This is a genomic window from Streptomyces sp. NPDC049627, assembly GCF_044465645.1.
GTDB lineage: Bacteria > Actinomycetota > Actinomycetes > Streptomycetales > Streptomycetaceae > Streptomyces.
On the sequence record NZ_JBITLW010000003.1, the window covers coordinates 200,657 to 212,680 of the forward strand.

Below are 12,024 nucleotides of genomic sequence, written 5' to 3' on the forward strand. Positions count from 1 at the left end.
TGTGCGGAGCCGTAGTGCTGGATACTGCGGGCAGCCGCCGCCGGTGACCGGTGCCGGACGCGGTGAGCTGGAGGGGACGGTTCGCGTGAGCGAGATACCAGCGAGGGCCACGGGGTCCGAGGACCCGTCGGACGGCGCGAGGGCGAAGGCCGCGGGGGAGCGGACTGCCTACGACACACAGGCCTCCGAAGTCACACAGGCCTACAAAGCCACACAGGCCTCCACGGCCACAAATGCCTCTCATGCCTCACCGGACACACAGGCCTCCGACGACGCTCGTTCCGGCGACGCGGTCTGGCAGAGCAGCCCGCCCGGCTCGATCTACGACTACATCAAGGTCGCGTCCTTCTCCATCGGCCCCGACGGCCTGGTCGACCAGTGGAGCCTGCGTGCCGAGCAGCTCTTCGGCATCCCGGCCGAGCGCGCCGCGGGTATGGACCCCATAGAGACCTTCATCGACCCCGATCTGCGCGAGCAGGGCCAGCGCAAGATGGCCGAGATCCTGGACGGGCGGGAGTGGACCGGTGTCGTCCCCTTCCGGATGCCCGACGACGGCGACGCGGGGCACGGCAAGGACGGCCTCGCCGAGGTGTACGTGATGCCGACGCGGACGGAGGACGGCGAGAGGGCCGCCGTGTGCATCGTCGTCGACGTCCGCACCCTGCGCCGGATGGAGACCGACCTGGCTGCCTCGCAGTCCATTTTCGGTCAATCTCCGTTCGGCTTCGTGCTGATCGACCCCGAACTCAAGGTCCGCCGCGTCAACCACCGGTTCGCCTCCCTCTTCGGCGGTACACCGGACGACCACCGCGGCCGCGGCGTCCACGACTATCTGCCCCGGCCCGAGGCCGACCGGGTCACGGCCACCCTGCGCCGGGTCCTGGAGAGCGGCAACTCCATCACGGACATGCACGTCACGGGCTTCCTGCCCGGCTCCGACGAGCGTCGCCACTGGTCCATCAACCTCTACCGGGTGCACAGCGGCAGCGGCCGTCCCATCGGCATCGCATGGCTCGGCACCGACATCACCGCCCGCCGCGCCGCCGCCCGCGAGGCGGCTGCCGCGCGGCGCAATCTCGCCCTCCTGAACGAGGCCGGCGCCCGGATCGGCAACTCCCTCGACCTGGAGACCACGGCCCGCGAACTCCTCGACGTCGTCGTGCCCGGCTTCTGCGACCTGGCCACGGTCGACCTCTACCAGGGCCTGCTGGCCGGCGACGAGACCCCGCCCGGCCTCGCCGACGGCAGCGCGGAGCTGCGCCGCGTCGCCTTCGCCAGCGCGGTCTCGGACGCGCCGTTCGTCGGCGGCGGCGCCCCCGTCGCGGTCGGCGCGGTCCACCACTACCCCTTCAACTCGCCCTGCGCGGACGCCCTGCGCACCGCCCGGCCGCGGCATGTGCCCGGCGAGGAGGGCGGCCTCGTGCAGTCCACGCTGGCCGTGCCGATGGTCGCCCACGACACGGTCGTAGGACTGGCGCAGTTCGCCCGGACGAAGGGCAGCGAGCCGTTCGGGGACCGGGACCGCGACCTCGCGGTGGAGCTGGCGGCTCGGGCTGCGGTGTGCATCGACAACGCCCGTCTGTACCGGCGCGAGCACGAGCGGGCGCTGATACTGCAGCGGTCGCTGCTGCCGCCGGGGGACCCGGTGGCCTCCGGCCTGGACATCGCGTGCCGGTATCTGCCGGGCAACGCCTCCTCCGACCGGCCCAGCGAGGTGGGCGGCGACTGGTTCGACGTCATAGAACTTCCCGGCCACCGCACGGCGTTGGTCGTCGGGGACGTCATGGGGCGAGGCCTGCGCGCGGCCGTCGCGATGGGCGAACTCCGTTCGGCTGTACGAACACTGGCGCTGCTGGACCTCGAACCGGCCGAGGTCCTCTCGGCGCTGGACGAGATCGCGCGCGGCCTGGGCGCGCCCGGGGGCGTTCAGCAGGCCACGCGTGCGGCCCGCCGGCCCCGGGAGGCCGACCTGTCCGAGGTGTACCTCGCGACCTGCGTCTACGCCGTCTACGACTCCGTCACGCGCCGCTGCACCTTCGCCAACGCCGGGCATCTGCCGCCGGTCCTGGTCGAGCCCGGTGAATCGGCGCTGATGCTGGACGTGCCGCCGGGGATGCCGCTGGGCGTGGGCGGGGAGCCGTTCGAGGAGGTGGAGGTCGAGCTGCCGGAGGGCGCGCTGCTGGCGCTCTACACGGATGGACTGGTCGAGTCCCGCGACCATCCGCTGGACGAGGGGCTGCAGGCTTTCGTCGGCGCGCTCACTGATCCCACGCGCCCTCTGGAGGACGTCTGCGATCACGTCCTCAACACCCTCGACAGCCACCACGGCGAGGACGACATCGCGTTGCTGATGGCCCGCGTCCAGGGTCTGCCGGCGGAGTCGGTGGGCGACTGGACGCTGCCGCGGGAGCCGCGCAGTGTGGGGCGGGCCCGTGAGTACGCCCGTGGGCAGCTGCTGTCGTGGGACCTGGAGCCGCTCGTCGACACGACCGAGCTGCTGGTCAGCGAGCTGGTCACCAACGCCCTTCGGTACGGGGAGGGTGAGATCCGGCTCAGGCTGCTGCTGGACCGCACGCTGGTGTGCGAGGTGTGGGACTCCGGGCTGGTGCAGCCGCGGCGGCGCCGGGCGCGGGACACGGACGAGGGGGGCCGGGGGCTGCAGCTCGTCGGACTGCTCAGTGCGGCGTGGGGGTCGCGGCGGACGCCTCGCGGCAAGACGGTGTGGTTCGAACTGCCGTTGCCCGGCGGGGAGAACGGGCTCGCGGATCCGGCGGAGGCGCTCCTGAGCCTGTTCTGAGCCCTCGGCTTCGCCTTCGGCCGGGGGTGTTTCCCACCCGCACCGCCCGTGCGGGTTTCGTTGCCGGGTGCGGGTGGCCCTTGTGGGGCGGTCTCGCCGTTGGCGGGTGCGGGTTCGCCGTTGGGATGGTGTTCCCGCCCGCACCGTCCGTGCGGGTTGGCTTTCCCGCCCGCGCCGTCGCCCGTGCGGCATTCGTTGTCGGGGGCCGGTGGCCCTGTGGGGCGGTTTCGCCGTTGGCCGGTGCGGGTTCGTCGATGGGGTGGTGTTTGCGCCTGCACCGCCCGTGCGGGTTTCGTTGCCGCAGGCGGGTGGCCGCTTGGGGGCGATCGCGCCGTCGGCGGGTGCGGGTTCGTCGTTGGGAGGGTGTTCCCGCCCGCACCGCCCCTGCGTCCATAGCTGTCGGGGGCGGGTGGCCCTTGCGGGCCAGGCGCGCCGGCGGCGGGTGCGGGTTCGTTCGGGGCGTGGTCGGGCGGCCGTTGCGAGGCCGTTCACTCAGGCGGCGGGCCTTCGCGGCGGTTCCGGGTGCGGGGTCCGCCAAAACTCGCGGGAGGGCCGGCGTCCGGGTGCCCGGCCAGCAGGACGCCGCCGAGGACCGCTCCGGCGAGGCCGGCGGTGTCCTCGCCGGGGCCGTCGATGGGGTGGCCGTGCATGCGGGCGTCCTGTTCGGCCAGTTCGCGGGCCTGCTGGGCCAGGGTGTCGGCGGTGAGGAGGTCGGCGAGCTGTCGGCGCGGGTCCCGGCCGGGCGGCGTGGAGGTGAGCAGGCGCCGGGCCTCCGCCAGGCGGACGCGGGCCTCGCCGGCCACCGCGGCCCGGTGTGTCGCGATCACGTCGTCCGCGGCGGCGACGGCACTGCGCGCACACACCAGCGCCGCGACCGGAAGCACGCCGGCCCGCCCCGAGACCACGGGCCCGACGCCCCGCACGGTCCGCCGCAGCAGGTCGAGGGGGTCGTACGGCCCGGCGGTCAGGTCTTCCCGTACGACGGCCAGGACGACGTCGGCATGGGCGACACGGGCCCGCAGCTCACCGGGAGGGACGTCCGCGTACGCGGCTCCGATCCCCGCCAAGGACTCCCGCGCCCCGGCGATCTCCGCCTCCCCGCCCGTCAGCGTGGCCGGAACCATCGCCGCCGCCGTGGCGAGCTCCCCGGCGAGCCGGTCGATGCCGTCGACGAAGACGGCGGCCTGGGCGATGGCGCCCTCGGCGGACCGCAACTGGCCCGCGGCCCGCTCGTTGTCGCCCGAGTCGGCGCTCTGGCGGGCGTGGTTGAGGCGGGCCGTGGCGAACACCAGCCGGTCCTTGGCCTGCTCGACGTGGCCCATGACGGCGGCGACGGCCGAGGGGGCGTACCGCTCACGGAGCTCGCGGACAGCCGCGTCGGCACCACCGGCCCGCCCGGCCAGCTCCCTGAACCGGCCCTCCGCGACGGCCAACGCCTCGCCCAGCCCTCCGCCCAGGCCTTCCTCCAGCCCGCGCAGCTGGTCGAACGCGGCGGCCTGCGCATCCAGCAGCCGCCCCACCTCCTCGGCCCGCCCGACGATCCCGGCCAGCACATGCCGCCGGGCCGCGCTCTCCTCCGGCACCCCGCCCTCGTACTGCCACCGCATCCGGAACGCGACCGCCAGCTCGGCCTCGGCGTCCCGCAGCACCCGCGCGAACGGCTCGACGTCCGCCGCCCCGAGCGAGGCACCCGGCCGGACACCCACGATCCCGACCCGCCCCTCGACGAACCCGAGCTCCTCCCGACCGACCCGCACCCAGTCATCGGCCTCGACCAGCAAGGCCCGCGCCCGCTCGTCGAGTTCCGCCATCTGCGGCTCGGCGACCCGGACCGGCGCGCCCCCGGGTGTCGTACGCTCCCGTGCCCGCCGCCTCCGCCGCAGGAACCCGAACCCCGCGAGCACCACCACCACGACCACGGCCAGCACCGGCAGCACCAGCTCGACAGCGGACGTCTCCCCGACCTCCCCCTGCCCCACCGCCCCGGCAACGGGCCGCTCCGCCCCGCCCGCGACCGGCCCCCCGTCCCCGACCACCAACCCGGGCAGCACCAGCCACACCACCCCGATCAGCCCACCCACCAGGGCAAGCACGACCCGCACCGATATGTGCGAGGCCCCACGCCGCGGCCGGCCCCGGATCAAGGATGACGTCACATTTCGGAGCGTATGAGCAGGAATGCGACCGCGCGAGCGGGGTGCGTCCGGGATGGGGCGGAGCCGGGTGGGGTCGGGAGGGGAGCCCGGTGGGGCGGGTTTCCCAAATCCTGGCCCGATGCGGGCCATCGCCGAGTCAAATGTCTTGTGCGTGCCGGAGCTGGTGAAATCATGATCGGCATGCATGAAGCGCTGGTGGCGGTGGCCGCACTGGTGGTGGCGGCCGGGGTGGTGTTCGCGGTGGTCGCGATCACCACCGGCCGGATCATCCCGGGGCCGGAGAGCGGGCGCGCCAAGATACTGCGGCCCCGGCTGTGGGGGTACGGCACGCTGGCCGTCGCGATCGGGATCGGAATGTTCATCTTCCTCGGCCCGCTCCAGGGGCCGACCGGCCACTACGCCCGGTACGCGCTGATCGGCATGGTCGTGAACTTCCTGGGCCTGTATGTCCAGCGTCTGGCCACGAAGCCGGGCCGCCCCGACGGTACCGCTACGAAGACCGCCTCCTGATCTTCGATCCCAGCCACACCAACGGGTCGTACTTGCGGTCGACCGCCCGTTCCTTCAAGGGGATCAGGGCATTGTCCGTGATCTTGATGCCCTCGGGGCAGACCTCCGTGCAGCACTTGGTGATGTTGCAGTAGCCGAGTCCGTGCTCGTCCTGCGCGGTCTTCTTGCGGTCCAGGCCGCTCTCGCCCGCCGCGTCCAGCGGGTGCATGTCGAGCTCGGCGACCCGCATGAGGAAGCGCGGGCCCGCGAACGCCGTCTTGTTCTCCTCGTGGTCGCGGACCACATGGCAGGTGTCCTGGCACAGGAAGCACTCGATGCACTTGCGGAACTCCTGCGAGCGGTCCACGTCCTCCTGCATCATCCGGTACTCGCCGGGGCCCAGGTCAGCGGGGGGCACGAAGGCGGGGACCTCACGCGCCTTCGTGTAGTTGAAGCCGACGTCCGTGACCAGGTCCCGGACCACCGGAAACGCCCGCAGCGGTGTGACGGTGATCGTCTCCTCGCGGTCGAACACCGACATCCGCGTCATGCACATCAGCCGCGGACGCCCGTTGATCTCCGCCGAACACGAACCGCACTTGCCCGCCTTGCAGTTCCAGCGGACGGCCAGGTCGGGGGCCTGGGTGGCCTGGAGGCGGTGGATGATGTCGAGGACCACCTCGCCGTCGTTCACCTCGACCTTGAAGTCCTCCAGGCCGCCGCCCTGCACATCGCCCCGCCACACCTTGAAGCGGGCCTCGTAGCTGCTGCTCACTGGTAGAGCTCCTCTTCAGCGAGGTACTTGACCAGCTCCTCCTTGTCGAAGAGAGCCAGCAGGTCCTGGCGGACGGGGTCGGTGGTCTCCCGTACGAGAGTGATCTGGCCGCTTTCCGGGTCGGTGGCCGCGAGGCCGCCCGTCGGGTCGGCGAGGTGGCACAGCAGGTTGATGTTGCGCCATTTGCGGTCCATCGTCGGATGGTCCTCGCGGGTGTGGCCGCCCCGCGACTCCGTGCGCTCCAGCGCCGCCCGGGCCACGCACTCGCTGACCAGCAGCATGTTGCGCAGGTCGAGCGCGAGGTGCCAGCCGGGGTTGAACTGGCGGTGCCCCTCGACGCCAGCCCGTCGGGCCCGTACGCGCAGATCCGCGAGCTTCTCCAGCGCCTGCTCCATCTCGCCCTCGCGACGGATGATGCCGACGAGGTCGTTCATCGTCTGCTGGAGCTCCTGGTGCAGGGTGTACGGGTTCTCCGGCGGGCGCCCGTCGTCCTCGCCCCCGGCCGGGCCTTCCGCCGAGAAGGGCCGCAGCGCCTCCGCGGCCGCCGTGTCGACCTCCAGGTCGCTGACCTCGGGGCGTTCGAAGGCCCGCGCGGCCGCGTACTCGGCGGCGTGCCAGCCCGCGCGGCGCCCGAACACCAGCAGGTCGGAGAGGGAGTTGCCGCCGAGCCGGTTCGAGCCGTGCATGCCGCCCGCCACCTCACCGGCCGCGTACAGGCCCGGTACGTTCCGCGCCGCCGCCGTGTCCGACTCGACCGCGATGCCCCCCATGACGTAGTGACACGTCGGCCCGACCTCCATCGGTTCCGCGGTGATGTCGACGTCCGCCAGCTCCTTGAACTGGTGGTACATGGACGGCAGCCGGCGCTTGATGACCTCGGCCGGCATACGGGTCGAGACGTCGAGGAAGACGCCGCCGTGCGGGGAGCCCCGCCCCGCCTTCACCTCGGCGTTGATCGCCCGCGCCACCTCGTCGCGGGGCAGCAGCTCCGGTGGACGCCGGTTGTTGTCCGGGTCCTCGTACCAGCGGTCGCCCTCCTCCTCCGACTCGGCGTACTTCTCCTTGAAGACGTCGGGGATGTAGTCGAACATGAACCGCTTGCCCTCGGAGTTGCGCAGCACCCCTCCGTCGCCGCGCACCGACTCCGTGACCAGGATCCCCTTCACCGACGGCGGCCAGACCATGCCCGTCGGGTGGAACTGCACGAACTCCATGTTGAGCAGGGGAGCCCCGGCGAGCAGCGCCAGCGCGTGGCCGTCGCCCGTGTACTCCCAGGAGTTCGACGTCACCTTGAAGGACTTGCCGATGCCGCCCGTCGCGATCACGACCGCGGGGGCTTCGAGGACGAAGAAACGGCCGGTCTCGCGCTCGTAGGCAAAGACGCCGGAGACCCGGCTGCCGTCCTTCAGGATACGGGTGACCGTGCACTCCTGGTAGACCTTCAGGCGGGACTCGTAGTCCCCGGTCTCCTTCTTGTCCTCCTGCTGCAGCGAGACGATCTTCTGCTGGAGCGTGCGGATCAGCTCCAGGCCGGTGCGGTCGCCGACGTGCGCCAGCCGCGGGTACTCGTGGCCGCCGAAGTTGCGCTGCGAGATACGGCCGTCCTTGGTGCGGTCGAAGAGCGCCCCCCAGGTCTCCAGCTCCCACACCCGGTCCGGGGCCTCCCGCGCGTGCAGCTCGGCCATCCGCCACTGGTTGAGGAACTTGCCGCCGCGCATGGTGTCGCGGAAGTGGACCTGCCAGTTGTCGTGCTCGTTGGCGTTGGCCATGGCCGCCGCGATGCCGCCCTCGGCCATCACGGTGTGCGCCTTGCCGAACAGCGACTTGCAGATCACGGCCGTACGGGCGCCTCGCTCCCGTGCCTCGATCGCCGCCCGCAGACCCGCCCCGCCGGCGCCGACCACGACGACGTCCCACTCCTGCCGTTCGACCACGGACATCTGTTCAGTCCCCACCAAATCTAGAAGAAGCGCGGATCGTCGAAGACCCCGGACGCGACGAGATAGACGTAGAAGTCGGCGAGCGCCACGCTCACCAGCGATGTCCAGGCGAGCAGCATGTGGCGGGCGTTGAGCTTCCCGATCCACTGCCACATGCGGTAGCGCACGGGGTGCTTGGAGAAGTGCTTGAGCTTGCCGCCGACGATGTGCCGACAGGAGTGACAGGAGAGGGTGTACGCCCAGATCAGCACGATGTTGACGAGAAAGACGAGCGTGCCGAGGCCCATGTGGCCCCACTCGTAGTTCTCGTCGCGGAAGGCGAGCACCGTGTCGTAGGTCAGGATCCCGGCGACCGGGATCGCGGTGTAGAAGAAGTACCGGTGGATGTTCTGCAGGATCAGCGGGAACCGGGTCTCACCGCTGTACTTCTTGTGCGGTTCCGCCACCGCGCAGGCCGGGGGCGACATCCAGAAGCCGCGGTAGTAGGCCTTGCGGTAGTAGTAGCAGGTCAGGCGGAAGCCGAGCGGGAAGATCAGGATGATGATCGCGGGGGAGATGCCCCACCAGCTCCCGAAGAGGTCCCAGTTCGGCCCCGCGTGCATGGGCTTGCAGTTCTCCGCCAGACAGGGCGAGTAGAACGGGGAGACGTACGGCGCCGCGTAATAGTCCGCGTTGGCGAAGGCCCGCCAGGTCGAGTACACGACGAAGGCCAGCAGACCGGCCGCGGTGGCGGCCGGGGCCAGCCACCAGCGGTCGGTCCGCAGGTGCGGGGCGGCGATCGCGGCGCGCGTACCGGTGCGTACGCCGCCGCTGTTCAGATGGGGTTCCGTACCAGTGGCCAATGCATGACTCCGGTCGGGTGTGGGTTCTCAGGGGGCGTGGCGGTCCCGGGCGCCTAGACCCTCGTCGTCCGTGTCGATCCACAGAGAGTCGTCGTACGGCGTGTCGGGGATGGTGACGAGTTCCGGTTTGCGCTGCGTGGCCGGGCTCACGGCCGACTCCCGCAGCAGCGCGACGCTCTCGCGCAGATGGTTGGCGTCGGTCCGGACGCGGCGCATCTCAAGACCGGCGGTGCCGAGCTGCTTCTCCAGGCGGCCCACGGACCGGGCCAGGTCGTCGAGACAGCGCTGGACAGTTGTCAGGTCGTCTTGCACGGACATGACGTGACCTCACTTCCGCGGGCCGTTCGGCCCTGGGTGGCAACGTTCATGCGCCTGCGAGTGTTGCGCGTCACACCTGTCGATGTGAAGGCATGTGCAGCGATTGGCGGATTGCATGCCTCCGACGCGCGCCCGCACGCGCTCTGTGTGCGCCGGGGAGGCGAGGGGGTGGCGGGGGTGCGTGGCTCAGGTGCGTGTGGGAGTGCGTTGCTCCACACGGGTGGCCTTGTGCGCCTCCGCCGCCGTGTCGTCTCCGCCGGGCGAACCCTTTCCTCTTCAGTGGGGGGCCGTAGATCTGATCAACTCCAAAATACCGCCAAACGTGATCAAAACGTACACAACTCACCGGCGGGAGCCGCTCCCCGGAGGTACCAGAGATGTCCCACGGCGTCGGAACACGCTCCGTCATGCGGTCGGTCGCCGTCCTCGGCGCGAGCGCGCTCGCTGTGTCCCTGCTCGCCGGATGCAGTGACCCCGATCCGGCCGGAAAACCGCTCGCCGGGCAGGACATCGCGCCGGCCGCCCGGGCCCTGGTCGCCGACGGCGGCACGCTGCGGTGGGCGGTGGACGCCATGCCGGAGACGCTGAACACCTTCCAGTCGGACGCCGACGCGACCACGACCCGGATCGCGCAGGCCACCCTGCCCTCGATGTTCCGGCTCGACGAGAGCGGGCGGCCGGAGCGCAACCCGGACTTCCTGGAGTCCGCCAAGATCGTCGAGACCGAGCCCAAGCAGGTCGTCCTCTACAAGCTCAACCAGGCGGCCGTCTGGAGCGACGGCCGGGAGATCGGCGCCGCCGACTTCGCCGCCCAGTGGCGGGCCCTGTCCGGCAAGGACAGCGCCTACTGGACCGCCCGCAACGCCGGCTACGACCGCATCGAGAAGATCGAGCGCGGCAAGGGCGACCTGGAGGTCCGGGTCACCTTCGGGCGGCCGTACGCCGACTGGCGTTCGCTGTTCTCGCCGCTGTACCCGAAGGAGGTCATGGGCACGCCGGACTCGTTCAACGACGGGGCGCGGCGGAAGCTGAAGATCACCGCGGGGCCGTTCACCTTGAAGAAGATCGACCGCAAGGCCGACGAGGTCCGGCTCACCCGCAACCCCCGCTGGTGGGGAGAGCGGGCCAAGCTGCAGGAGATCGTGCTGCGGGCCGTGCCGCGCGACGAGCGGGCCGCCGAACTGGCTGCCGGACAGCTCGACCTGGCCGAGATCGACCCCGCCGCGGCCCGGCGCATCGCGCTCGCCTCGCCGCCGCGGAGCGCCACCGCCAGTGCCGGCGGTTCGCCGGTCGGCTCGGGCTCGCCCCTGATGGGCCCCGACCGGCGCAGGATGACCCCCAAGCAGCGCCGGGAGGCGGCCGCCTTCCGCGGCTTCGAGGTGCGCAAGTCCCTGGAACCGGCCTACACCCAGCTGGCCCTCAACGGTGCCGACGGCCCGCTCGCCGACGAGCGGGTCCGGCGGGCCGTGGCCCGCGCGCTCGACCGCAAGGAACTGGCGAAGCTGGTCCTCGCCCCGCTCGGCCTGCCCGCCCAGCCGGTCGGCAGCCACCTCGCGCTGTCCGGCCAGGTCGCGTACGCCGACAACAGCGGCGCGATCGGCGACCAGGACACGGAGGAGGCACAGGCACTGCTCGCGGATGCCGGGTGGGTGCCGGGTGGCCCGATCAAGGAGGCGAAGAAGGGGGAGAAGGCGGCGGGGCCGGAGGGGAAGAAGGCCGGCAAGGGCGACGACGGCGAGAAGGCCGACCGGAGCGAGAAGGCCGACAGGGCCCACAAGGCCGAGAACCACGGCAAGCACGACAAGGACTCGGAGTCCGCAGACGGCGATGACGGGACGTACATCGTCGGGGAGGACAACGGGAACGACAACAAGGCGGACGGCAAGGCGGACGGCGGCGAGGGCCGCGAGGGGGCGCACCTCGCCCAGGACGGCAAGCAGTACGGCAGCAAGCAACTGGAGCAGGGCGCGGCACCCGGCGCGTACGCCCCCCGGGGCACCGCCGCACCGGCGGGCGCGGCGGCCCGGCCGCTGGCGAAGAAAGGCAAGCCGCTGCTGCTGCGCTTCGTGGTGCCCTCGGGGGAGGGCTCGCAGACGCTGCGTACGGTGGCGGACCGGATCGGGCTGATGCTGGAGCGGGTCGGTATCCGCACCGCGATCAGCAAGGTCCCGGACGAGAGCTACTTCAAGGACCACATCGCGTCCGGCCAGTACGACCTCGCCCTGTACTCCTGGCCCGCCTCCGCCTACCCCGCCACCGACGCCCGTCCCATCTACGCCAAGCCGGTGCCGGCCGCCGACGGCTCCCTGAACGTCGAGCAGAACTACACGCGGGTCGGCACCGACCAGGTCGACCAGCTCTTCGACCAGGCGATCGCCACGCTCGACGAGTCCGAGTCCCGCTCCCTGATCCGCAAGGCCGACTCCCGCATCTGGGCGGCGGCCGGCTCGATCCCCCTCTACCAGCGCCCCCAGCTGACAGCGGCACGGAAGAACGTCGCCAACGCGGGCGCCTTCGGCTTCGGGACGCCGGTGTTCGAGGACATGGGGTTCCTGGAGAAGGGGGCGAAGGCGTCGGCGAGCGCGTCGTCGGGCGGCTGAAAGGGGCCGTATCCCAGGTCCGGCCACCTCAGGGATACCTCAAAGCCCTTGCCGCCCCTGCCCGGCGCCCGCACCATGAGTCCCACAGTGATCATGGTGCGGGCGCC

General features: G+C 71.7%; 8 protein-coding genes. 3 read left to right on the forward strand and 5 right to left on the reverse strand.

All coding sequences use genetic code 11. The features are described 5' to 3' along the window. Nucleotides 1-85 precede the first annotated feature (85 nt). The gene (locus ACIBU0_RS10070; protein WP_398814523.1) at nt 86-2,797 is read left to right on the forward strand and encodes a SpoIIE family protein phosphatase; all 2,712 of its coding nucleotides are present in this window, start codon (nt 86-88) and stop codon (nt 2,795-2,797) included. A gap of 488 nt (nt 2,798-3,285) precedes the next feature. Here the strand turns inward: ACIBU0_RS10070 and ACIBU0_RS10075 are convergent, their stop codons facing one another. Next, the gene (locus tag ACIBU0_RS10075; RefSeq protein WP_398814526.1) at nt 3,286-4,953 is read right to left on the reverse strand and encodes a hypothetical protein; all 1,668 of its coding nucleotides are present in this window, start codon (nt 4,951-4,953) and stop codon (nt 3,286-3,288) included. Between the two features lie 180 nt (nt 4,954-5,133). Here ACIBU0_RS10075 and ACIBU0_RS10080 point away from each other — a divergent pair, with 180 nt between their 5' ends. Beyond that, complete coding sequence (locus ACIBU0_RS10080; protein WP_398814529.1) at nt 5,134-5,463, forward strand: hypothetical protein; 330 nt, start codon at nt 5,134-5,136, stop codon at nt 5,461-5,463. Here ACIBU0_RS10080 and ACIBU0_RS10085 read toward each other — a convergent pair. The 4 genes from ACIBU0_RS10085 to ACIBU0_RS10100 are packed head-to-tail and all read right to left on the reverse strand — an operon-like array spanning nt 5,444 to nt 9,317. Then, a complete protein-coding gene (locus tag ACIBU0_RS10085) occupies nt 5,444-6,217 on the reverse strand; it encodes a succinate dehydrogenase/fumarate reductase iron-sulfur subunit (RefSeq protein WP_398814531.1) in 774 nt (257 codons plus the stop codon). The two genes, ACIBU0_RS10080 and ACIBU0_RS10085, sit on opposite strands and share 20 nt — an antisense overlap. Then, entirely contained in the window at nt 6,214-8,157 is a 1,944-nt protein-coding gene (locus ACIBU0_RS10090) for a fumarate reductase/succinate dehydrogenase flavoprotein subunit (protein WP_398814534.1), read from the reverse strand. The genes ACIBU0_RS10085 and ACIBU0_RS10090 overlap by 4 nt, the downstream gene beginning before the upstream one ends. A 20-nt stretch (nt 8,158-8,177) precedes the next feature. After that, nucleotides 8,178-8,999: a hypothetical protein gene (locus ACIBU0_RS10095; protein WP_398814537.1), complete on the reverse strand. Its 822-nt coding sequence runs from the start codon at nt 8,997-8,999 to the stop codon at nt 8,178-8,180. Nucleotides 9,000-9,026: 27 nt separating this feature from the next. Further along, nucleotides 9,027-9,317, reverse strand: a complete 291-nt coding sequence (locus tag ACIBU0_RS10100; protein ID WP_398814540.1) for a hypothetical protein — start codon at nt 9,315-9,317, stop codon at nt 9,027-9,029. Nucleotides 9,318-9,694: 377 nt separating this feature from the next. Here ACIBU0_RS10100 and ACIBU0_RS10105 point away from each other — a divergent pair, with 377 nt between their 5' ends. Next, nucleotides 9,695-11,917, forward strand: a complete 2,223-nt coding sequence (locus ACIBU0_RS10105) for an ABC transporter family substrate-binding protein (RefSeq protein ID WP_398814543.1) — start codon at nt 9,695-9,697, stop codon at nt 11,915-11,917. Nucleotides 11,918-12,024: the final 107 nt, after the last annotated feature.